This is a genomic window from Alteraurantiacibacter aestuarii (assembly GCF_009827405.1).
Lineage (GTDB): Bacteria > Pseudomonadota > Alphaproteobacteria > Sphingomonadales > Sphingomonadaceae > Alteraurantiacibacter > Alteraurantiacibacter aestuarii.
Window position 1 is genome coordinate 72571 of the sequence record NZ_WTYY01000005.1, and the last position, 21362, is coordinate 93932.

The 21362-nt window shown below is 63.8% G+C and carries 21 protein-coding genes; 9 read left to right on the forward strand and 12 right to left on the reverse strand.

Going from position 1 to position 21362, the window contains the following annotated elements:
• Nucleotides 1-88: 88 nt before the first annotated feature.
• Nucleotides 89-799 carry an NAD-dependent deacylase gene (locus GRI32_RS10200; protein ID WP_160591910.1) on the forward strand — a complete coding sequence of 237 codons (711 nt, stop codon included), beginning with the start codon at nt 89-91 and terminating at the stop codon, nt 797-799.
• Here the strand turns inward: GRI32_RS10200 and GRI32_RS10205 are convergent.
• Nucleotides 772-2265, reverse strand: a complete 1494-nt coding sequence (locus tag GRI32_RS10205; protein WP_160591912.1) for a tetratricopeptide repeat-containing sulfotransferase family protein — start codon at nt 2263-2265, stop codon at nt 772-774. The genes GRI32_RS10200 and GRI32_RS10205 overlap by 28 nt on opposite strands.
• 275 nt (nt 2266-2540) lie before the next feature.
• Between GRI32_RS10205 and GRI32_RS10210 the strand changes: the two genes are divergently transcribed.
• Entirely contained in the window at nt 2541-2810 is a 270-nt protein-coding gene (locus tag GRI32_RS10210; protein ID WP_202386034.1) for a hypothetical protein, read from the forward strand.
• Nucleotides 2811-2892: 82 nt separating this feature from the next.
• On the opposite strand, the gene GRI32_RS10215 is transcribed toward GRI32_RS10210, so the two are convergent.
• Nucleotides 2893-3759, reverse strand: a complete 867-nt coding sequence (locus GRI32_RS10215; RefSeq protein WP_160591913.1) for a dioxygenase family protein — start codon at nt 3757-3759, stop codon at nt 2893-2895.
• 205 nt (nt 3760-3964) lie between these two features.
• Between GRI32_RS10215 and GRI32_RS10220 the strand changes: the two genes are divergently transcribed.
• Nucleotides 3965-4435 (forward strand): GreA/GreB family elongation factor, encoded by a 471-nt coding sequence (locus tag GRI32_RS10220; RefSeq protein ID WP_160591915.1) that lies wholly within the window; start codon nt 3965-3967, stop codon nt 4433-4435.
• Nucleotides 4436-4441: 6 nt separating this feature from the next.
• Here GRI32_RS10220 and GRI32_RS10225 read toward each other — a convergent pair whose 3' ends face one another.
• From GRI32_RS10225 to mutM, 5 genes are all read right to left on the reverse strand, one after another.
• Nucleotides 4442-4702, reverse strand: a complete 261-nt coding sequence (locus tag GRI32_RS10225) for a hypothetical protein (RefSeq protein ID WP_160591917.1) — start codon at nt 4700-4702, stop codon at nt 4442-4444.
• Between the two features lie 48 nt (nt 4703-4750).
• The gene (locus tag GRI32_RS10230) at nt 4751-5542 is read right to left on the reverse strand and encodes a HesA/MoeB/ThiF family protein (protein WP_160591919.1); all 792 of its coding nucleotides are present in this window, start codon (nt 5540-5542) and stop codon (nt 4751-4753) included.
• Nucleotides 5543-6016: 474 nt separating this feature from the next.
• Nucleotides 6017-7420 (reverse strand): chromosomal replication initiator protein DnaA, encoded by a 1404-nt coding sequence (gene dnaA / locus GRI32_RS10235; protein WP_237437526.1) that lies wholly within the window; start codon nt 7418-7420, stop codon nt 6017-6019.
• A gap of 494 nt (nt 7421-7914) precedes the next feature.
• Complete coding sequence (gene rpsT, locus GRI32_RS10240) at nt 7915-8175, reverse strand: 30S ribosomal protein S20 (protein ID WP_160591922.1); 261 nt, start codon at nt 8173-8175, stop codon at nt 7915-7917.
• A gap of 126 nt (nt 8176-8301) precedes the next feature.
• On the reverse strand, nt 8302-9117 hold the full coding sequence (gene mutM / locus GRI32_RS10245) for a bifunctional DNA-formamidopyrimidine glycosylase/DNA-(apurinic or apyrimidinic site) lyase (protein WP_160591924.1): 816 nt from the start codon (nt 9115-9117) through the stop codon (nt 8302-8304).
• Nucleotides 9118-9195: 78 nt separating this feature from the next.
• On the opposite strand from mutM, the gene GRI32_RS10250 reads away from it, so the two are divergent.
• The 6 genes from GRI32_RS10250 (at nt 9196) to dut (ending at nt 16014) form a co-directional block, all read left to right on the forward strand.
• Nucleotides 9196-9927, forward strand: a complete 732-nt coding sequence (locus GRI32_RS10250) for a class I SAM-dependent methyltransferase (protein ID WP_160591926.1) — start codon at nt 9196-9198, stop codon at nt 9925-9927.
• A gap of 5 nt (nt 9928-9932) precedes the next feature.
• Complete coding sequence (gene ubiB / locus GRI32_RS10255; RefSeq protein ID WP_160591928.1) at nt 9933-11489, forward strand: 2-polyprenylphenol 6-hydroxylase; 1557 nt, start codon at nt 9933-9935, stop codon at nt 11487-11489.
• Nucleotides 11490-11509: 20 nt separating this feature from the next.
• Entirely contained in the window at nt 11510-12634 is a 1125-nt protein-coding gene (locus tag GRI32_RS10260; protein WP_237437512.1) for a hypothetical protein, read from the forward strand.
• Nucleotides 12635-12659: 25 nt separating this feature from the next.
• A complete protein-coding gene (locus GRI32_RS10265) occupies nt 12660-13784 on the forward strand; it encodes a hypothetical protein (protein WP_160591932.1) in 1125 nt (374 codons plus the stop codon).
• A 93-nt stretch (nt 13785-13877) separates the two neighbouring features.
• Nucleotides 13878-15563 (forward strand): bifunctional phosphopantothenoylcysteine decarboxylase/phosphopantothenate synthase, encoded by a 1686-nt coding sequence (locus GRI32_RS10270; RefSeq protein WP_160591934.1) that lies wholly within the window; start codon nt 13878-13880, stop codon nt 15561-15563.
• Entirely contained in the window at nt 15556-16014 is a 459-nt protein-coding gene (dut, locus tag GRI32_RS10275; protein ID WP_160591936.1) for a dUTP diphosphatase, read from the forward strand. Before GRI32_RS10270 ends, dut begins: the two co-directional genes overlap by 8 nt.
• 7 nt (nt 16015-16021) lie before the next feature.
• Here the strand turns inward: dut and GRI32_RS10280 are convergent, their stop codons facing one another.
• The 5 genes from GRI32_RS10280 to secB form a co-directional block, all read right to left on the reverse strand.
• The gene (locus tag GRI32_RS10280; RefSeq protein WP_160591938.1) at nt 16022-16981 is read right to left on the reverse strand and encodes an alpha/beta hydrolase; all 960 of its coding nucleotides are present in this window, start codon (nt 16979-16981) and stop codon (nt 16022-16024) included.
• A 158-nt stretch (nt 16982-17139) separates the two neighbouring features.
• Nucleotides 17140-17853, reverse strand: coding sequence for a DUF4136 domain-containing protein (locus GRI32_RS10285; RefSeq protein ID WP_160591940.1), 714 nt, complete (start codon nt 17851-17853; stop codon nt 17140-17142).
• Nucleotides 17854-18017: 164 nt separating this feature from the next.
• Nucleotides 18018-19061: a tryptophan--tRNA ligase gene (trpS, locus tag GRI32_RS10290; RefSeq protein ID WP_160591942.1), complete on the reverse strand. Its 1044-nt coding sequence runs from the start codon at nt 19059-19061 to the stop codon at nt 18018-18020.
• A gap of 13 nt (nt 19062-19074) precedes the next feature.
• Nucleotides 19075-20679 (reverse strand): murein biosynthesis integral membrane protein MurJ, encoded by a 1605-nt coding sequence (gene murJ, locus GRI32_RS10295; RefSeq protein WP_160591944.1) that lies wholly within the window; start codon nt 20677-20679, stop codon nt 19075-19077.
• Between the two features lie 27 nt (nt 20680-20706).
• Nucleotides 20707-21246, reverse strand: coding sequence for a protein-export chaperone SecB (gene secB / locus GRI32_RS10300; RefSeq protein WP_160591946.1), 540 nt, complete (start codon nt 21244-21246; stop codon nt 20707-20709).
• Nucleotides 21247-21362 lie beyond the last annotated feature (116 nt).

Genomic DNA, 21362 nt, shown 5'->3' on the forward strand with positions numbered 1-21362 from the left:
GTTTCAGCATCCATTCGACCGCACACTCCATAGTGCATGGGACGAAATGGACCCTGAAACAAGTTCAGGGTGACAGCAGGTGAGGGCAATGAACGAAATCGGCAACATCGTGATCCTGACCGGCGCGGGGATCAGCGCCGAATCCGGCCTGCGCACCTTTCGCGCGGAGGATGGATTGTGGGAGGATCATCCGGTGGAGCAGGTGGCCACGCCGCAAGGCTTCGCCCATGATCCCGGCCTTGTGCAGCGCTTTTACGATGAGCGGCGGGCGAATGTGCGCGGGGCCAGTCCCAACGCCGCGCATCTGGCGCTGGGACGGCTCGATGCGCAATGGAAGGGCGAGTTGCTGATCGTCACCCAGAACATCGATGATCTGCATGAGCGCGGCGGTGCGGCCCGTGTGCTGCACATGCATGGCGAGGCGCTGAGCGTGTGGTGTGTTGCCTGCGATGCGCGCCACCACTGGACAGGCACGCTCAGCGATGGTCCGCCATGCCCGGCCTGCGGGCAGGTGGCGATGCGGCCCGATATCGTGTGGTTTGGTGAAATGCCCTATCGCATGGAGGAGATTTTCGCCGCCATCGCGCGCGCGGACCTGTTCGTTTCCATCGGCACATCGGGCGCGGTCTATCCGGCGGCGGGGTTTGTGCAGCAGGCCAGCGCCAGCGGCGCGCGAACGCTGGAGCTGAACCTGGAAGAAAGTCTGGGCAGCCGCCTGTTCGATGAAACGCGGCTGGGTATGGCGAGCGAACTGGTGCCCGCATGGGTCGATCAGCTGCTGGGCGCGCCCTTGCCGTAATAGGCATCGCTGAAGGGCGTGAGGAACTGCGCATAGGGCTGCGCTGAGCCGATGGCGCTGCGACTGATCGGCTGGCGCACCTGCATCACGCTGCTGGTGGCGACCACGTGGCGGTTTTCATGCGGAGCGAAGGCCTGGCTTTCCGGCGCCAGATCGCAATGCGCCAGCAGGCGCGCGATGGCGGTGGCAGGCTCACTCACCAGCGTTTCGTAATCCATCACCAGCAGCCGGTCGCCCAGCAGGTCCTGCCACTGGCGCAACAAGGCGTCCTCCAGCGCGAAATGATGGGCGATGTCCTCCAGGTCATGGCTCCACGGATAGGACCCGTTGAAGCGCGTGCGGAAGCACGACCATGCGCAGTCCAGCGGGTCACGCCGCAGCCAGACCAGCGGTGCCTGCGGCAACAGCGATGCAGCAATGCCCAGCAGGCGGCTGGTGCCGATGGTCTTGTCGACGATGCGGCCTTGCGCCCCGAACCGCTCTGCCAGCCAGTGGTCCCACAGCCGGGCGAGGGCGGGCGCGCCTTCCCGTGCCACATGGCGCTCCAGCGCTTCGAATGAATTGCCGCCCATGTCGCTTGCCAGCAGGCCCAGCCGGTTGATCTCCCCGCCGTCTGCAACCTCGCTGTGGGCGGTGAGGATCTGTTCCACCAGCGTGGTGCCCGATCGCGGCAGGCCGGTGACGAAGATCGTGCGCCCGGTCGGCTCGCCCTGCTGCGCGGCGATCTGCGCCATGCGCCGGGGGTCATATCCGTCGATGGCATCGCGGGCGATCCGGCTGTCGCGATCCGGGTCATAGCCGCCCGCCGGACGGGTCAGCCGTGCCCCGCGCGAAAATGCCGCGAAGGCGCGTTCATGCTCGCCGCGGTCGGCGTGCATCTTGCCCAGCGCATAGAGGTAAATCCCGAAGTCGGTCTGCGAGGCGAAGGCCATCTGCCGCTCCGCCGCCAGCAGCCGGTCCGCCTCCTGCGGCTCCTGTACATAGTCGATCATGGTCGACAGCGAATGCCAGGTGGGGCCGGAAGCGGGGCGCAGTCGGGTCGCTTCCTCCAACATGCGGCGGGCCTCTGCCGTGTCACCCACGGCCAGCGCGGCGGTGCCGCTGCTGTGCGCCAGCGCCGCCGGTTCGGGCTGACCAGCGGGCAGGGCGCTCAGGATCGCGCGCGCATCGTTCCACAGGCCCAGCTGCGCCAGCACGGCGGCCTGCTGGTACAGCGCCATGGCGCTGCGCCCGGAAAAATCGACGAACAGCTCCAGCGCCGCGCGCGCGCTGGTGATCTCCCCGCGGTCGCCCGCCAGCTTCGCCAGCGCCAGCCACTGCTCACCCATCGGTGCGCGCAGAGCCAGCAATTTTGCGATGATGCCGACCACTTCCGCGCGGTCATGGCGTTCGATTGCCGGACGCAGGCCGTCAACCAGTCCAAGGACCGCAGCCTGTTCGCTATCCGATTTGCGGTGAATATCCATTGGGGGTTGTTGCGAATACTTCTCACTGGGATCCAATGGCGCGTCTGTGCCTGCTGTGTGAGGGCGGCAACGTCATAAATGTCGCAAATTGTCTCAAAACGTCGCAGAATCGTCTTGCGCCCTCTGGAGCCGGGGTCCATGTTCGAAATTGAGGATGGGTCGCGTGCCATGCCGAAATAACGGCAGGCCGCAAACTGGGGGGTGCCGGGGCTATCGCCAATCGGGTCGACAGGGACGATACGCGCATTGCGCGGATTCAGATCAGGTCACAGGCATTGCGGGAAACGCAATTGCTGGCGCGTTTGGGCGATACGCCAGGCTTCGAGCTTATGCCGAACAAAGACAAACAACCCGAAGTGGGGTGCGCGCAAGGCCAAGGTGTGTTCACGCAAGTGGATGTGCAGCGTGCCATTTCAGCCGCGCGCGATGCCGGGCTGAGGGATTACCGGGTGGAAATTGCACCTGATGGCACCATCGCCATCGTGGTCGGTGCCGCAGCAAGGGCCGCCGATGGAACCACCGTTTTTGACAGTTCCGCCGACTAGCTGATCCGCCTGGCCGATCTGCCCTGGCCGGTCGCGCCGTTGCGCTGCTCACTCCTTTTCGCCGCTCACTCCTTTTCGCTGCTCACTGGCCTTCCAGCACAAAGTCCAGCGTCAGCACCTTGAATGGTCGGTCCACCGCCTCTCCATTGGGGGCGGTGCCAGCGGGATGATCCACCAGATCGACGACCAGTTCAGGCCGTGTGCCGAACACCACATCGCTCTCGATCTTCGGTGAGGTGCTGTCGAACACGTGGGTGGTCAGCGGCTTGCAGCCATCGGCGCGGACGATGAAATGGATATGCGCGGGGCGAAATTCGCTGATCGTGGTCCGGGCGATCAGATCGCCCACCGGGCCGTCCACCGGGATCGCATAATCCACCGGCGCAACCGTGCGGAACAGATATGATCCGTCTGCCCGCGTGGCCACCAGCCCGCGGTGGCGCGCATCGCTGCCGATCAGCTGCGCCTCGTAAATGCCTTCCTGATCGTTCTGCCACACATCCAGCACCGCGCCCGCCAGCGGGCGGCCGTCCTGATCGCTCACTCGCCCCTGCACGAACAGCGGCGCGCCATCTTCGTCGGCGATGCCGGGAAGCCGTTCGCCAAAGGGGATCTCGGGCGAGTCCGGAATATAGAACGGGCCGAGCAAGGTCGGCTTGGTGGCGGCATCGCCCACCTGGTTGTTCATCAGCGTGACCAGCATGGACAGGCCCAGCGTATCCGACAGCAGGATGAATTCCTTGCGCTTGTCATTGGACATCTGCCCCACGCGGCTGAGGAATTCGGTCGCCTCGAACCATTCGCCCTCGGTCAGCTCATTCTCGCGCGCGAAAGCGTGCAGGTGGCGGATCAGCGATGCCATCAGCTGGCCCAGCCGCGGGTCCCTGGCGCCCTTCTCCCACCGCTCGGCAGCGATATCGGTAATGGTATCAACGGTTGCAAATGGCATGTGCTGGTTCGCCCTCTTCCCGGTTGCGGCTTTGGCGTGAGTGTCAGCGTGCTTTTTGCCAGAGTCAATCCGCGGCGCATTCACAGCGGCGGCAGGGTGGCGGCAGGGTGGTGGCAGGGCCGTTGTGCATTGGGCGGCGGATGGGCAAAGAGGGAAAGACGCATGGAGATTTGCAGATGAACGGTCCGCGATTGAGAGAAACCAGATGAGCGTGGCCTTTCGCCGGGAAGGCGATGAGGAACATCTTGAACCCAAGTTCGAGATTCCCATCCCCACCGGTCCCAATCTGGTGACTGCGCGCGGGCTGGCGCTGATTGCGCAGCGGGTGGCCGATCTGGAAGCGCAGCTGGTGCCGGGCGGCGATGAGACGACGGTAAAGGCGCTCAAGCGAGACCTGCGGTACTGGCAGACGCGGCAGATCACCGCCGAAGTGGTCCCTGCTGCCAGCGGCGAGACGGTGGAATTCGGCACCACGGTGACGTTCAGGCTCAACGGCAAGGAAAACACCCTGCAACTGGTGGGCGATGACGAGGCCGATCCGGCGCAGGGCCTGATATCCTTTTCCGCCCCGCTGGCGCGCGCGCTGATCGGTGCCGAGGCCGGGGAGTTCCTGCCATTCGGCGGCAGGGAAGATGCTATTGAAGTGGTTTCGGTAAAGGTGTCGCCAACAGAGTAGCGCGCGTCACTCGGGCGCAGCACGCTCCAGCAATTCCATCAGGTTGCGGGCGCTGTTGCGGTCTTCCTCATTATCGAACGCCACGTCCAGATCGGGCGCGGCGCCGAACATGTGCAGCATCGCCCACAGCGCAAAACGCCGCTCACCATCCTGTGCCAGACCGAAATCGACGCGCATGTGCTCGATCCCGGACGCAAGCACATCGGGGGTGACGCTCATCAGGTCATCGGTGGCGAAATAGCGCCGCAGCTGGTCGTCAAAATCCATCGCAAGTTCCTTCGTAAACCAGCCTTGCGGTTTTGCCCGCACGGCCCATCAGCCAGCGCCGCTCCCGCAGGCCTTGCAGCCGGGGTCCTTGGCGATTCTCATCGTGCGCATTTCGGGTTTCAGCCCGTCCATCAGGTGAAGCTTGCCCCACCCTGGCTCGCCCATGCCGCCGGTGCCGGCGATGAGGATGCGGATGGCCTGCATGGCGGCGAAGCTGGCGGTCCAGCCAGCCATCGCGCCCAGCATGCCGTCTTCGGCGCAGGTGTCGCAATCCTCGGCATCGAAGGCATCGCCGACATAGCAGCGATAGCACGGGCTGGAGACCATGTGCCCGGCAAAGGCGCCAACCTGTCCCTGAAACCGTCCCACGGCGGCGGACAGCAGCGGCACGCGCTCGGCCACGCAGGCATCGGACACGGCGAGGCGGGTGGCGAAATTGTCGGTCCCGTCCAGCACCAGGTCCACGCCTTCGAGCAGGTCCGGCGCGGTTTGCGGCGTTACGCGGCGGTCGGAAATGGTGACCGCCAGCTTCTCATCGAAATTGCTCACCCAGCGGCGCGCGGCCACTGCCTTGCCGTGGCCAATGTCGCGCGTGGTGTAGATGGTCTGGCGTTGCAGGTTGCTGATATCGACCACGTCGTCATCCACCAGCGTCAGCGTGCCGATCCCGGCGGCGGCCAGATATTGCAGCGCTGGCGCGCCGATGCCGCCAAGGCCCAGCAGCAGCACATGACTTGCCGCCAGCGCGGCCTGTCCTGAGCCGCCCACTTCGGGCAGCACGATATGGCGCGCGAAGCGGGAAAGCCGTTCGGGAGACATGTGGACAGGCGGTTGATCCATCGCAGCATCCCTAGCCGCAAAAGCCGCGCGGTAAAGCTGTTCACGCCTTTCCTACAGATTGTGGACCGTGCAAGCAGGGCGCCAGCTCTTTGAAACAGGTGGAACTTGCCTATGCGTGCGGCAGATTTTGTGCGCGGTCCCGGCCAGGTGTCACCTTGTTTGATTTCAAATAAGATATTGGAAATACAACGATTAACTTCGCACCATCAAGGTGACAGCGTGTCACCTTTGTCACCTTCGGGGCTTATGCGCGCTTGTGCACATGACTGTGGGCAGAGCTGTGGACAGGCTGCGCACAAGCCTGTGCACCGCGCCGGGACAAGTCCCGGGCGGTGCACATGTTGGCAGGTTTGTGGAAATTCTGTGAACACAGACGGGACCGCGAGGTCCCGCAAGGCCGACCGGCCGCCGCGCCTTATGGCGCGTAAGCCAAAGCCGCGGATGCGGCTGCCGGCGCCTGAGGCTCAAATAAAATCAGCTTTCCAACTGGCGCAGCAGGCTGCGCACGTCACCGTCCATATCGGCATCGCGGGTGCGCAGGTCCTCGATCAGGCGCACGGCGTGAATCACCGTGGAATGATCGCGGCCACCGAACTTGCGGCCGATTTCCGGATAGGAGCGCGGCGTCAGCACCTTGGCCAGATACATCGCCACCTGGCGCGGACGCACCACCGCGCGGGCGCGGCGCTTGGATGACATCTCGCTGCGATCGATGCGGTAGAACTGGCAAACCGTGCGCTGGATCTCGTCAATCGTGATCCGGCGGCGGTTGGCCGAGAGGATATCGGTCAGCTGTTCCTCGGCCAGCTGCAAGGTCACTTCCTGACCGGTCAGCTGGGCATAGGCGATCAGCTTGTTCAGGCCGCCCACCAGTTCGCGCACATTGCGGTTGATCGTGCGGGCGAGGAAATCGATCACGTCGCCGGGCACGTCCAGCGGGGCAAAGCGGGTCAGCTTGCTCTCCAGGATCAGGCGGCGCAGTTCGATGTCGGCGGACTGGATGTCAGCCACCAGCCCCATCGACAGGCGGCTGAGCAGGCGCGGTTCAACGCCGTCCAGTGCCTGCGGCGCGCGGTCGGCGGCAAACACCAGACGCTTGCCCTCGGCCAGCAGCGCGTCGATCGTGTAGAGAAGCTCCTCCTGCGCGGAAGCCTTGCCGATGATGAACTGTATATCGTCCACCAGCAGCAGGTCGAAACCGCGCAGCCGGGCCTTGAACTCGATCATCTCGTTCGACTTCAGCGCCTGCACGAATTCGACCATGAAGCGCTCTGCGCTGCAATAGAAGATCCGCGCCCGCGGGTGCGCCTGCATATAGGAATGGCCGATGGCGTGCATCAGGTGCGTCTTGCCCTGGCCGGTGGCGGCCTTGAGGTAGAGCGGGCTGAACTGCGGCTTCTCGGTCTTGGCCATGCGCTCCGCCGCATTCTTGGCGAGCACGTTGGTGGAACCGGTGACGAAGGCGGCAAAGGTCAGCGACGGATCGAGGCCGACGCTGGAGGTGAAGCCATCATCGCCGATCGATTCCATCGCCAGCGTGGCATCATTGGCAGCACGGTGGCCAAAGCCATCATCGCCGCGCAGGTCCAGATCAGCCAGCTTGCGGCGACCGGGATGGACCTTGATGGCAACGTGGCGCACTTCGCTGCGGGCAATCTTCCACGCCAGCGAAAGCCGGTCATGGAATCGGTCCAGCACCCAGTTTGCGGAAAAATCGGTGGGCAGGAACAGTTCCAGCGTGCCGGTTTCCTTGTTGAAACTGCCAAGCTGGATCGGACGAATCCACTGCGTGAAAAGCTGGTTGCCCAGGTCCTTGCGCAGACCCTGGCTGATGTCAGCCCAGTCCGCGGCGAGATCCAGTGCTTCGCGCTCTTCCATCTTGTCCTCAACTTCATCGCGCTTGCCCGGAACATCACGTCCGGCATGCGGTCCAACTCGAATCATTATCCGCTCTTCCCTATCCGAAGGCCTGCCCAGCTGCTTCCCCCACGAACCAGGATCGGAGACACAACTTCCCCGGTCCGGGAATCCGCATAAACGGACCACCGGAGCTCCAATGCTGGCTCGGCTATAAAAAATCGGGACGCATCGGTCCCAACCGGATTTCAGTTATGAAGACTGCTGCGCGATGGGCAAGAGGCGCACTGTCAAAAAAATTTAATTTATGCGGTTGACTCGGCTCTGACCCGCAGAGAACCATTCAACGCATTGTTTTCGCACGATAGATTTGTGACAGTCTCGCGAATCGCGGGTTTCCCTGCACTTGTTGCGTTGCAAAGGTCGCGCATGCTGCAGATGCGAAAAGGGCCGGTGGAAAAACCACCAGCCCCGTTCCAATTTCGTTCCTGCAATTCGCCGTCAGGCGAAGCGAATCAGATCGCTGCGACTCGCTTGGTCAGGCGACTCAGCTTGCGCGATGCGGTGTTCTTGTGGAGCACGCCGCGAGCAACACCGCGCGCCAGTTCAGGCTGGGCATGCTTGAGAGCGATTTCGGCAGCCTGCTTGTCGCCTTCGGTGCAGGCGGTTTCCACCTTCTTCACGAAGGAGCGGATGCGGCTCATGCGGGCACCGTTGATTTCGGCGCGCTTGTCATTGCGACGGATGCGCTTCTTGGCTTGCAGCGTATTGGCCATGTTCGTCCTTGTCTCGGGCCGCAGCAGCGACCGGATTATTCTTAAATGTTAAAACTGCTGGAACGGCGGAAAGCCGCCGGAAAGCGCGCGCATTAGCCGCGCCCCTGCGAATCGTCAAGTAATCGCTTACGACTGGCATTCCGGGCAGAACCAGGTGCTGCGCCCTCCTTGCACGATCCGGCGGATGATTCCACCCTCGCAGCGCATGCAGGACTGATTCTCCCGCCCATAGACGCTGAAGCGCGTGGCGAAGTAGCCCAGCTGCCCGTCGGGCCGGGCATAATCGCGCAAGGTGGAGCCGCCATCGGCAATCGAGCGGGTCAGCACATCGCGAATGGCGACCACCAGCCGCTCCAGCGCGGGAAGGTAGATTCGCCCGCCTGCCTTGCGCGGATCGATCCCGGCCATGAACAGCGCCTCGCACACATATATATTGCCAAGGCCCGCCACCACTTTCTGATCGAGCAGCAGCAGCTTGATCGCCTGCTTGCGGCCCTTGATGGCGGATCGCAGGTGCTGCGCCGTCAGGTCGGCGCCCAGTGGCTCGGGCCCCATGGAGGCAAAGGCCGGCCACCTGTCCAGCTGCGGCGTCTGCACCAGATCGACAAATCCGAACCGGCGCGGATCGCACAGGGCAAAGCTGTGGCCTGCGGTCTCGATCACCATATGGTCATGCTTGTCGGGGGTTTCAGGATCGATCCGCCAGCGCCCGCTCATGCCCAGGTGGAAGATCAGCGTGCTGTCACGGTCCGTATGGATCAGCCCGTATTTGGCGCGCCGACCCAGCGAAGAGACGCGCGCCCCGGTCAGCGATTGCACCAGACCTTGCGGAAAGGGGAAGCGCATGTCCGGACGGTTCAGGGCCACGCGCGTGATCCGTTCCCCATCAAGGAAGCGCGCCAGCCCGCGCACGGTTGTTTCGACTTCAGGCAGTTCTGGCATGGCCCCAGCCTTTATCACCCTTTGATTGCGCGGCAATTCCCCTTAAGGCGCCACACGCAATGAAAGAGTTTGGTGCCCATGAGTGAAGAAGTCTCCTTCGGCTATGAGAATGTCGATCCGGTAGAGAAGACCCGGCGCGTGGGCGCGGTGTTTTCCAATGTCGCGGCCAAATATGACATCATGAACGATGCCATGTCCGGCGGCATGCACCGTTTGTGGAAGGACCGCTTCGTCAGCCGCGTCAAGCCGCAGCCGGGCGAGGCGATTCTGGATATGGCCGGCGGCACTGGCGACATCGCCTTTCGCATGGCTGACCGGGGCGCCGAAGTGGTGGTGGCCGATATCAATCAGGACATGCTGGATGTGGGCGTGGAACGCGCCATGCAGCGCGGGATCGATGGCCTCGTCTGGTCATGCCAGAACGCCGAGCAGCTGACCTATATCGACAAGCAGTTCGATGCCTACACAATCGCCTTCGGTATTCGCAACGTGACCCATATCGACCGCGCGCTGGCCGAAGCATATCGCGTGCTGAAATATGGCGGGCGCTTCTACTGCCTGGAATTCTCCACCATGACCTGGCCAGGCATGAAAGAGGCGTATGATTTCTATTCGCACAGACTGGTGCCGCAGATCGGCAAGATCGTGGCGGGTGACGAGGAAAGCTATCGCTATCTGATCGAATCGATCCGCCGCTTCCCGCCAATGCCCGAGTTCGAACGGATGATCCGCGATGCAGGCTTCGTGAGAACCAGAGTGGAGCCGATCATGGGCGGGCTGGTGGCGATCCATTCGGGGTGGAAAGCGTAAGCCGCGTGACCAGACCTTCAACGCATATCTGGCGGCTGCTGAAATGGGGCCGCACACTGGCAAGGCATGGCGCGCTGCGCGGGATCGAGGCTGATCCCAACACGCCGCCGCAGGTCCGCCGACTGGTGCGCATTGCCCGCTTCGGCACGCGCCAGCCGCGGGTTCCCGATTATGCCGCGGCCTTCCAGGCCATCGGTCCCGCCGCGATCAAGCTGGGCCAGACGCTGGCCACCCGGCCCGATCTGGTTGGTGAGGATGCCGCGCGCAATCTGCTCAGCCTTCAGGATTCACTCCCTCCCGTTCCCTATGCCGCCATCGAAAAGCAGATTGAATCGAGCTTCGAAGCGCCGGTGTCCTCGCTGTTCTCCTCCATTGATCCAGATCCGGTGGGCGCGGCCTCGATCGCGCAGGTGCACAAGGCGGTGACGAAAGAAGGCCGCACCGTGGCCATCAAGGTGCTGCGCCCCGGCATTCGCGAGCGTTTTGAGCGCGATATCGCCACCTATGAATGGGCTGCTGCCCATCTGGAGGCGCTGGGCGGAGAGGCCACGCGCCTGCGTCCGCGGCTGACCATTGCCAACTTCAAGCGTTGGACCAATCGCGAGCTGGACCTGCGGCGCGAGGCCGCATCGGCATCCGAGCTGGACGATGCCATGCGCGGTATCCCCGATTATCGCACTCCCGCTATCGACTGGGACCGTACCAATGGCCGCGTGCTGACGATCGAATGGATCGACGGGGTCAAGATCAGCAATGTCGATGAATTGCGCGCTGCCGGTCATGACCTGCCCGATATCGCGCGGCGGCTGGTGCTGGCCTTCCTGACGCAGGCGATCAGCGCCGGATTCTTCCACGCAGACATGCACCAGGGCAATCTGTTCGTGCGCGCGGACGGGGCCATCGTGGCCATCGATTTTGGGATCATGGGCCGGATCGACCGGCGCGCCCGGCAATGGCTGGCGGAGATTCTGTACGGCCTGACCACCGGCAATTACAAACGCGTGGCAGAGATCCATTTCGAGGCGCAATATGTGCCCAGCTATCACTCTGTCGATGAGTTCGCGACCGCCCTGCGCGCCGTGGGCGAACCGATGCGCGGCAAGCCGGTGAGCGAGCTTTCCGTGGGCCAGATGCTGGACGGCTTGTTCGCCATCACCCGCGATTTCGACATGCAGACCCAGCCGCACCTGCTGCTGCTGCAAAAGACCATGGTGATGGTGGAGGGGATCGCCACCCAGCTCGATCCGCAGATCAACATGTGGGACGTTTCCGGCCCGTTCGTGAAGAACTGGATCCGCGATGAGCTGGGGCCGGAGGCCGCGCTGGCAGACCGGATCAGGCAGGACGGCGAAACCCTGCTGCGCATCCCCGCGCTGATACGGCGGCTGGAGGAGCAATATCCGCCCAAGGGCGGCGCACCCGAACCGCCGCCTCTGCCCGATATCGAACTGGTGTGGGAACGCCGGGCCAGCGCCAGCCGCGTCTGGCCGGGTTACCTGCTGGCCGCTGCCGTGGGCGGCGCGCTGGTCTGGGCGGGGAGCATGGCAGGATGGCTGGGCTAGGCAGGCAGCGTGGCAGGAGAGTGGGGCTAGGCGGAAGGGCGCTGGCCTGGGACCGCTTTGCCCATTGGGCGCCGGGCGCGGCCATGCTGGTGCTGATCGGTTTTGCCCTGCTGCTGGTTGTGGCGGCACTGACCGACAGGTCTGATGCGGGCAGCGAGACAGCGCCTGTATCATCTGCCCCGGTCTCAACGTCACAGACCGTTTCGACCGCGCCAGCCGCCTCCACCACGCAGGGCGACAACGATCTGCAACTCTATCACCGGATTGCCGAGCGCGTTGCCGCGGGTGAGAATTACTACCAGGTGGCGGTTGAGGAACAGCGCGCGCGCGATTTTCCCGTGCGGCCCGGCTTTACCGTGCGCCTGCCCACGCTGGCCTTCATCACCGCTTTGGTCGGCACCGGTGGGCTGATCGTGCTGGCGGTGCTGCTGGGCATTCTGACGCTGGTGGTCTGGTGGCGGCGGCTGGGCGATGAACCGGGCGGAGAGGAGCATCGCACGATATCGCTGCTGCTGCTGGTGATCGGCACAGGTGTCGGCTTCAAGGCGCAATATCTGGTGCTGCACGAGGTGTGGGCGGGCGTTCTGCTGGCGCTGTCCTTTGGCCTTTACCGGCGCAGGCACTGGCACTGGGCATGGCTTGCCGCTGCCCTGGCGCTGGCGATCCGCGAACATGCGCTGCCTTTCGTACTGCTTATGGGCGCGCTGGCCGGCTGGCGGCGTGACTGGCGGGAGGCCGCCGCATGGGGCGGACTGGTGCTTCTGTTCCTGATCGGCCATGGCGTGCATCTGGCGCAGGTGAACCCGCTGATTTCCGATTCCGATCCTGCATCTCCTGCATGGCTGGTGTTTCGCGGGCTGGGTGGCTGGACGTCCAGCATCATCCTGTCGAGCCCGCTCTACCTGCTGCCCGGTGTGATTGCCGCGCCGCTGGCGCTTCTGCCGCTGCTGGGCTGGGCCGGGTGGAAAAGCGACATGGGGCTGTTCGGCCTGCTGCTGTTTACCGGCTATGGCCTGCTGTTCATGATCGCTGGGCGTGACAACAACTTCTACTGGGCGCTGATGGTCACCCCGGCGTGGTTTGTTGGCCTTTCCTTCCTGCCGCGCAGCGTCACATCGCTGTGGAATTCGGCGCGGGGCAATTGAGCCGCAGCGCGGGGTGGGGCACACGATGATGATGACGACGATCTGGCGCGATCCTGTTGGCTGGTGGTGTTCGCTGGGGCGGCCGCTGCAACATCTATCCCCCAGAGCTGCAATGGGCGTGTTGCTGGCGCTGGTGCTGGCGCTGGGCTGGGCAAGCTGGGCAACGGGCGATCTGGGACGCGCCGATGATGCCCGCATTGCCGCCAAGACCGGTGAGCGCATTGGCGATCTGGAGCTCTATGCGCGCATTCATGAGCGGTTTCATGATGGTGAGAACTACTATGCCGCCGCGATGGCGGAACAGCGCGAGCACAATTATCCCACCAGGCCGTTCGTCACCGTGCGCCTGCCCACGCTGGCGTGGATCGATGGCCAGCTGAATGCCAAGAGCTGGCGGGTGATCGCCACCGTCCTGCTGATAGGCATGGTGCTGATCTGGCTGTCCGCATTCACCCCGCTTGCAACCATGGCGGAACGGGCGGGCGCGGTGGTGGTGCTGTTCCTCAGCGGAGCAGGGGCCTATGACGCGCGCGCCATGGTGTTCCACGAACTTGTGGCCGGGCTGCTGCTGACGCTGTCACTGGGGCTGTACCGCCCGCAGCGCTGGTGGCCCAGCCTGATCCTGGCGGCGTTGGCGCTGGCCGTGCGCGAACTGGCGTTGCCGTTCGTCATGCTGTGGGGCGCATTCACGCTGTGGCAAAGGAAGTGGGCGGAGGCGCTGGCCATTGCCGGTGTGATCCTCGCCTTTGTCATCGCCCTGTTTTTCCACGCGCAGGGCGTTGCCGCCCACGCCATGCCCGGCGATCTGGCGTCGCCCGGCTGGGCTGCGTTCAATGGGCCGCAAATGGGCCTGCTGGCCATGGCCAAGCTCACGCCCTTGCTGTTCCTGCCGGTTCCGCTGGCGGCGCCGATCGCGCTGATTGCGCTGCTGGGCTGGATAGCGCTGGGCGGCAGGCTGGGGCTGTTTGCCTCGCTGTGGTTCATCGGTTTTGGCATTGCCCTGTCACTGTTCGCGCGGACCAACAATTTCTACTGGGTGCTGCTGCTGCTGCCCGCCTATGCGGCGGGGCTGGCATTCGTGCCGCGCGCATTGGTGGAGCTGGTGCAGCGTGCAACAGGCGCGCGTGCAACAGGGAAGCAAACAAGCTAATCTTAACCATCGTGCGGCAAAGCTGGTCTTGGCAGGATACCAAAGCTAGGCTTGCTGCCGAAACAGAACCACCGGGAGGACCGGGAAGAATTCATGGCTAACCCACGGGTGCTCTTGGTCGTGGGCGGAGGAATTGCCGCCTACAAATCGTGCGAACTGGTGCGTCTCATCCGCAAGGGTGGGGCCGATGTCACCTGCGTGCTGACCAATGGCGGCTCGCAATTCGTCACGCCGATGAGCCTCGCCGCCCTGTCCGGCAACCAGGTCCACACCTCGCTGTGGGACCTGAAGAATGAGGCTGAGATCGGCCATATCCAGCTCAGCCGGGAGGCCGACCTGGTGGTGGTGTGCCCGGCCACGGCGGACCTGATGGCCAAGATGGCGGCGGGCATTGCCGATGATCTGGGCACCACGCTGATCCTTGCGACAGACAAGCCCGTGCTGGCTGTTCCGGCCATGAACGTGCGCATGTGGGAACATGAAGCGACGCAGCGCAACATCGCCTGGCTGATCGATGCCGGTGTGCGGGTGATGCAGCCTGACGAGGGCGAAATGGCCTGCGGCGAATTTGGCCCCGGCCGCCTCCCCGACCCGGAAATGGTGTGGCTGGAAATCGCCGACATGCTGGGGCTGGACCCCGGCGATGCGGGCCATGAACAGATCGCCGATTACCTGCGCAAGATGGCCGAGGCCGAGGTCGAGGACGAGGATGACGAGGAGGACAATCTCGGCTATGCTCCTACTCCCGCCAAGACCGGCGGTCTGGGCGGATTGATCGGATCGCTCATCCAGCGCTCCACCCCGCGCCGGATCGAGGATGACGAAACCACTTACGAGGATATGGCGGACCTGCCCGAAGCGGCCGAGCTGGACGATGGCGAGCCTTATATCGGCCCCGACCTGCCCGAGCCTGACCTGAGCGCGGGCGGCCCGGTGCTGGCCAGAAAGGGCGCCGCCGCCGCCGCTCCGCCGACAGACCGCGAAGCCATCAATCACGAGGTCAACGCCCGCCAGGCCGCGCCGCAGCCTTTCGATGGGGAAGACGCTGCTGCCCCGGTCGGCGCGCTGGCCAAAAGCATGGCAGACCCGCTTGATGGCCAGCCTGCGTTCGACGAAGATCCGGCCCACCGCCCGCTCTATGGCAAGCATGTGCTGATTACCGCCGGCCCGACGCATGAGCCGATCGATCCGGTGCGCTATCTCGCCAATCGCTCTTCAGGACGGCAGGGCTTCGCTATTGCCGAAGCGGCTGCGGCTGCCGGTGCGCGCGTCACGCTGGTGGCAGGCCCGGTCCATCTCGACACCCCGCCCGGCGTCGACCGCATCGATGTGGAAAGCGCCGAAGACATGGCTGCGGCGGTCAAGAAGGCGCTGCCCGCCGACTGCGCGATCATGGTCGCTGCCGTGGCGGACTGGCGGACCAGGGATTATCAGGGTGAGAAGATCAAGAAGCGTGGATCGGCTCCGCCTTCGCTGATGCTCACCGAAAACCCCGATATTCTGGCGATGGTTTCCGCCAGTTCCAAGCGGCCCGACCTGCTGATCGGCTTTGCCGCCGAGACGGAGAACGTGGTCGAGAATGCGCGCAAGAAGCGCAAGAGCAAGGGCGTGGACTGGATTGTTGCCAACGATGTGTCTGGCGATGTGATGGGCGGGACCGAAAACAAGGTCCACATTATCCGTGAACGCAAGGTCGAGGATTGGGATCAGATGAGCAAGATGGATGTGGCATGGAAACTGGTCGAGAGAATCGCCGACCACCTGAACGCCCATGACTGAGCGCGTCCCCGTGCGCATCAAGCGCCTGCCGCACAGCCACGGGCTGGATATGCCGGCCTACGCCACGCAAGGCGCGGCGGGCATGGATGTGCTGGCCGCAGAGGGCGTGATCCTGCGCCCCGGCACGCGCCACGCCGTCGCCACCGGTTTCGCCGTCGCCATTCCATCGGGTTACGAGATTCAGGTGCGCCCAAGATCGGGCCTTGCGCTAAAGCATGGCATTACCGTCCCCAATACGCCGGGCACGGTGGACTCCGATTATCGCGGTGAAGTGAAGGTGATCCTGATCAACCATTCGGATGACAATTTCACCATCCAGCGCGGTGACCGCATCGCCCAGCTGGTCGTTTCCCCCGTCACGCTGGCGCGCTGGGAGGAAGTTGACGAACTGGACGATACCGCACGCGGCGCCGGTGGCTTTGGGTCCACCGGCGGCCACGCGTCGCTTTAGGCAAGGCTCAGGAAAGCCCCCGCATCCACGCCAGGAACGGGCCGGAAAGGCTCTCGTCAACCGAACCGATGCTTGCGCCTTCGGTCATGTGGTTGTGGTCCTTCAGCATCAGCACCATCGGGCAATTGGTGTCGCTGTCCACCGCGCACAGCCGCTGCTGCGCGGCTTCAGCGAATGTGTGGAACATGTCCGGGTCATATTCGGCATAGCCCAGCATCAGCGGAATGGTGCTGGCACCCAGTCGATCGATCACCGGCCCCATCGTCTGCAATGATGCATCGGTGCCATAATAGGCATGCGGTTCTGCGGCCATTTCCGCCGCATAGGCGGGAGACAGCAGCAGCGCTCCCTTGACGGATGCAGCCTCCGCGCCCTGTAAATCCGTATGCTGGACATAGTCGGCCACATGGTCGGCCCCTGCCGAATGGCCCCACAGCACGATATTGTCCGGATCGCCGCCATATTGGGCGATATTGTCGCGCACCCACTGAATCGCGGCGGCCAGATCATTGCGCGCGGCGGGGAAGGCGGCGGCGGGGGCGAGGCGATAATCGATGTTCACGCCCACCATGCCATTGCGCGCGGCCCATGCGGTGGCGCTTTGCGGGTAGTAAGCACCCACCTTGCTGCCGCCGACAAAGCCGCCGCCGTGGACATACAGCAGCACGGGACGCCGCTCACCCTCTGCCGCAGCGTTGAGCGTATAGACGTCGAGGATCTGCGCGGGATCGCTGCCATAGGCGACATTCTCGGCAATCGAGACATCGTCATAAGGCGGTGCGGGCACCAGCGGGGCAAAGATATCGAAGCTGGCCGGATCGATCACCTGGCCTGCCGCGCGAATTTGCGCAGCCTGTTCCTCGGGCACGCCGGGATAGCTGACCTGCTCATCGGCTGCGGGCTGCTCTGCCGCCTCCCCGCAGGACATCAGTGCCATTGCCGCTGCAGCGACCAGAATCATACGCATCGCATTCTCTCCCCATTTCCCATTGGCGCGCAGATTGACGCAAATGGCCCGGAAAGAAAAGGCGGCCACAAAAAAGGCGGGCCTGCCGCCCCGAAAAGGAGAGGAAGGCCCGCCCGACGTCCCCGGAGCCATGCTCCGAAGTCTGGTGTCTGGTTTGTCTAGTCGCGGCTGTCGCGGCGCACCGGCTGGTCTTCCGGCGCGATGGAGATGCGCACCGTCTCACCCGAATTGCCGGGGAAATCGGTAAACATCGCCTCGATCAGATTGGGCACCAGATATTGCAGCCGGTCGGTGGTCGAAACCGCCTCTGCACTGCCTTCGAACAGGCGTTCACCCGTCTGGCCATCGTCGATCTTCAGCTCAATGCCGCTGGTGAAGATGGTGTAGCTTTCCACGTCGGAGCGACCGAATAGATCGTCCTGAAAGCCGTAACCCCAGTGGCGATTGGGCACATAGGCCACGCGCGCCTGACCGGTCCGGTCACGGTAGATGATCGGTGAATAGCTGTACCACGGGCTGTAGAAGGGATCGCGATAGCGCAGGCCTGACGAGCGAACGCGCTCGCGCCCGTTATCCACCCCGTAATCGAAACGCACCAGCAGCGTGGCCTGTTCGGGAGATGCGGCCTGGGTGTATCCCAGCGCGGCCATCTGGGCCTCGACCTGATCGGCATAGAGTGCGAACTCCAGCCCGCCGGCCAGCGCCGGATCATCCGCCACAACCGCGAAGGTCTGGCCCTGCGGGGCGGGAAGTTGTGATTGAAAGCGCGATACGTCGGCGCGGAAAGGGGTGGCGCATGCGGCCAGCGCACCCAGCATCAGCGGCACCGCTGCCAGCTTCAAACCGCGCGTAAGCTTGCTGAATATGGACATGGTATTTCTCTCTGTAGATCCGGGCTGCACACCCGGATGCGACCTTGTTCTGAAGACGTGAGTCTTCATCATGGGACGCGCAATAGCAAGCGCGGCCTGAACCGCGATTGAATGGGTTTTCAATGAAAACCTAGCAATAACAGCGCCTTCAGCGCTCCGGCGAGCTACCCGCGGATCAGGCCCAGCGCATCATAGGCGGCCTTGAGCGTGGGAGAGGCAATCTCACGCGCCTGTGCAGCGCCTCTGGCCAGAATCGCATCGAGCGATTCCCGGTCCGATTTCAGCTCCACAAAGCGGCTGCGGATCGGGCCCAGCGTGGACACCATCAGCTCCGCCAGCGCAGGCTTGAACGCGCCGAAGCCCTGCCCGCCATATTGCGCCAGCACCTGCTCCGCCTCGATATCCGCCAGAGCGGCAAAGATGGTGACGAGGTTGAGCGCCTCGGGCCGATCGGCGAGGCCCGCCAGTTCGCCGGGCAGGGGCTCGGGATCGGTCTTGGCCTTTTTCACCTTCTTCGCCATCAGATCCTCATCATCGGTCAGATTGATGCGGCTCATGTCGGAAGGATCGGACTTGCTCATCTTGGCGCTGCCATCGCGCAGCGACATGATGCGCGCGGCAGAGGGCGGAATATAGGGATCGGGCAGGGTGAAAACGCCCGCCACGTCCTGGTTCTGATCGGCATAGCCGGGCACGAAATCGACGTTGAACTTCTGCGCGATGTCGCGCGCCAGTTCCAGATGCTGCTTCTGGTCTTCGCCCACGGGAACATGGGTGGCCTGATACAGCAGCACGTCCGCTGCCTGCAGCACGGGATAGGTGAACAGCGCCACGCTGGCGCCTTCGCGGTTCTTGCCCGATTTGTCCTTGAACTGCGTCATCCGGCTCAACCAGCCCATCCGCGCAGTTCCCGTCAGCAGCCATTGTAGCTCCGCATGGGCAGGCACCTGCGCCTGGTTGAACAGGATCGAGCGCTGCGGATCGACGCCGCAGGCCACCAGCGCCGCAGTCATTTCCAGCGTGGCCGACTTCAGCTCCGCCGGGTCATGCGGCATGGATATGGCGTGCAGATCCGCCAGGAAGAACAGGCACTGGCCATTGCCAGACGCGGTGATTTCTTCCTGCATGCGCACCCAGTTACGGATCGCGCCCAGGTAATTTCCCAGATGAAGCGAACCAGTGGGCTGAATGCCGGATACAACGCGCATGATATGTCCTGAATTATTCCTGTGGCTTGGGATCGGCGGCGGCTGCCGCCTTGGGCTTGCGCCGTAGCTGAGCGATCAGGTCCTTGTCGAGCGCGCCGAGCAGATAGGCGAAGACGAAGAAGGTGATCGCGCCCGATGTAACCAGCCCGCCCAGCGCCAGCACACGGGCCACCACGCTGCCTGACCAGTAGGGTTGCAGCAGAGGCACTAGAAACCACAGCAGCGCCGCCATTACCGCGCAGGCCAGAGCCTGCCGCATGATCCGCCCGAGCAATTTCCTGCTGACATCGAACCAGCCGCGGATGTGCAGGATGGTCATCAGGGTCGCCACGTTGAGCGAGGAGGTGATGGCGGTGGCTGCCGCCAGCCCGACAATGCCGAACCGCGGCACGACATAGAAGTTGAGCGCAATGTTGAATGTCAGCGCTCCGGCGGCGACGAACACCGGCGTGCGCGTATCCTCGCGGCTGAAGAAGGCGGGCTGGAACACCTTGACCAGCACATAGGCAGGCAGGCCCGCCACCAGCGCCATGACGATATTGCCCATGATCGCGGTATCGGCTGCGGTCATCTTGCCGCCCTGGAAAATGCCGGTGGTGAAGGCCGGGGCGCAGATCGCCAGCGCAACGGCGGACGGCAGGCACAGCAGCATGGCGATCTCCACCGCATTGCTTTGCAGGCGCTGCGCTTCGGACTTGTTGTCCGCCTGGATATGGCGCGCCAGCATCGGCAGGATTGCCGTGCCCAGCGCAATGCCGAAAATGCCCAGCGGCATCTGGTTGAGCCGGTCTGCCAGCTTGAGCAGGGTGAGCGAGCCCTGCGGCAGGCTGGTGGCAAAGAAGGTGTCGACCAGCTGGCTGATCTGGTAAATCCCCGCGCCAAAGGTGGCGGGCAGGATCAGCATGCCCATGCGTTTCACATCGGGCGTGATCTTCGGCAGATGCACCTTGAAACGTACGCCTGCCTTGCGTGTGGCCCAGAACATGTAGAGCAGCTGCACCACACCGGCCAGCGCCAGCGCGATTGCCTGCGCATAGGCCACCGCCACATCGCCGCCGCCGATATTCTCCCGCCAGTACCAGCCGGCCAGAATGCCGGTGATCAGCGTGATGTTGAGCAGCACGGGAACAATGGCGCCGGGCGCGAACTTTGACCGCGCATTGAGCACGCCCGACAGCATCGCCACAAGGCTCACCAGCCCCAGATATGGGAAGGTGATGGTCGAAAGGTTGGTCGCCAGTTCAAACTTGCCGGGCACGTTCTGATATTCGCGGGCCAGCGCCCACACGATGCCGGGCATGACGATCATGCAGATCGCGGAAAAGCCCAGCAGCACCCAGACGAAGATCGCCAGCACGTCACTGGCGAATTTCTGCGCCGCCGCGCCATCGTCGTCCTCGCCCAGTCGGCGGGTGTACATCGGCACGAAGGCGACCGAGAAGGCGCCTTCTGCAAACAGGCGGCGGAAGGTGTTGGGCAGGGTGAAGGCCAGCTGCCAGGCATCGGCCGCCATCCCTGCGCCAAGCACGCGCGCCACCAGCATGTCTCGGGCAAAGCCGAACACGCGGCTGACTGCTGTCAGTCCGCCGATCGTGCCGACATTCCTGACCAGGCTCATTGCAGCTGGCCCGCCATCAGGTCCGGATCAGTTCTCGTCGCCGGTGGGGGCAGCAGCCTCGCCGCCAGCCTGCGCAGCATCCTGCGCCTGCTTGTTGCGCAGCTGGTTGATGTACAGGCCGTTGAAATCGATCGGATCGAGCAGCAGCGGCGCAAAACCGGCATCGCGCACCGCATCGGCAATCACCCGGCGGGCGAAGGGGAACAGGATGCGCGGCGCTTCGGCATAGGTGAAGGCGTGCATCTGGTCTTCAGGCATGTTGCGCATGCCCACCAGCCCGCAGAAGGCCAGTTCCACGATATAGGCAATGCCCTCGGCAGTCTTGGCGGTGGCGGAAATCTTCAGTTCCACCTCGGACACTTCCTCGTTCACCTTGCGCGCGGCAATGTTGAACTGCACGTCCATTTCCGGCTGGCTGTTCCACTGGAAGCTTTCGGGAGCCTTGGGATTCTCTACCGAAAGGTCCTTCACATATTGCGAGATAACGCCGGCCACAGGCTGGGTATCCGCGCCATTGGCAGCAGGATTGGTGTTGAGATTGGTGAGAACGTCGCCTTCTTCGGCCATGATTATCGTCTTTCGTAACGCTTGTGCCGCGCGTGGTGGCGGCGCTGGATGAATGGTTATCGCACTGGCTGGCGCGCCTAGCACCCGCGCGCCGCGCCCGCAATGTCGGGAGTTGG

Coding starts and splice junctions, on each gene's coding strand:
- GRI32_RS10215 (WP_160591913.1), bottom strand. CDS start 3,759: ATGCCATTTGCAACCGTTGATACCATTACCGATATCGCTGCCGAGCGG.
- GRI32_RS10230 (WP_160591919.1), bottom strand. CDS start 5,542: ATGGATCAACCGCCTGTCCACATGTCTCCCGAACGGCTTTCCCGCTTC.
- dnaA (WP_237437526.1), bottom strand. CDS start 7,420: ATGGAAGAGCGCGAAGCACTGGATCTCGCCGCGGACTGGGCTGACATC.
- murJ (WP_160591944.1), bottom strand. CDS start 20,679: ATGAGCCTGGTCAGGAATGTCGGCACGATCGGCGGACTGACAGCAGTC.
- GRI32_RS10205 (WP_160591912.1), bottom strand. CDS start 2,265: ATGGATATTCACCGCAAATCGGATAGCGAACAGGCTGCGGTCCTTGGA.
- secB (WP_160591946.1), bottom strand. CDS start 21,246: ATGGCCGAAGAAGGCGACGTTCTCACCAATCTCAACACCAATCCTGCT.
- GRI32_RS10265 (WP_160591932.1), top strand. CDS start 12,660: ATGATGATGACGACGATCTGGCGCGATCCTGTTGGCTGGTGGTGTTCG.
- GRI32_RS10280 (WP_160591938.1), bottom strand. CDS start 16,981: ATGCGTATGATTCTGGTCGCTGCAGCGGCAATGGCACTGATGTCCTGC.
- mutM (WP_160591924.1), bottom strand. CDS start 9,117: ATGCCAGAACTGCCTGAAGTCGAAACAACCGTGCGCGGGCTGGCGCGC.
- rpsT (WP_160591922.1), bottom strand. CDS start 8,175: ATGGCCAATACGCTGCAAGCCAAGAAGCGCATCCGTCGCAATGACAAG.
- trpS (WP_160591942.1), bottom strand. CDS start 19,061: ATGCGCGTTGTATCCGGCATTCAGCCCACTGGTTCGCTTCATCTGGGA.
- GRI32_RS10200 (WP_160591910.1), top strand. CDS start 89: ATGAACGAAATCGGCAACATCGTGATCCTGACCGGCGCGGGGATCAGC.
- GRI32_RS10220 (WP_160591915.1), top strand. CDS start 3,965: ATGAGCGTGGCCTTTCGCCGGGAAGGCGATGAGGAACATCTTGAACCC.
- GRI32_RS10285 (WP_160591940.1), bottom strand. CDS start 17,853: ATGTCCATATTCAGCAAGCTTACGCGCGGTTTGAAGCTGGCAGCGGTG.
- dut (WP_160591936.1), top strand. CDS start 15,556: ATGACTGAGCGCGTCCCCGTGCGCATCAAGCGCCTGCCGCACAGCCAC.
- GRI32_RS10225 (WP_160591917.1), bottom strand. CDS start 4,702: ATGGATTTTGACGACCAGCTGCGGCGCTATTTCGCCACCGATGACCTG.
- GRI32_RS10250 (WP_160591926.1), top strand. CDS start 9,196: ATGAGTGAAGAAGTCTCCTTCGGCTATGAGAATGTCGATCCGGTAGAG.
- GRI32_RS10270 (WP_160591934.1), top strand. CDS start 13,878: ATGGCTAACCCACGGGTGCTCTTGGTCGTGGGCGGAGGAATTGCCGCC.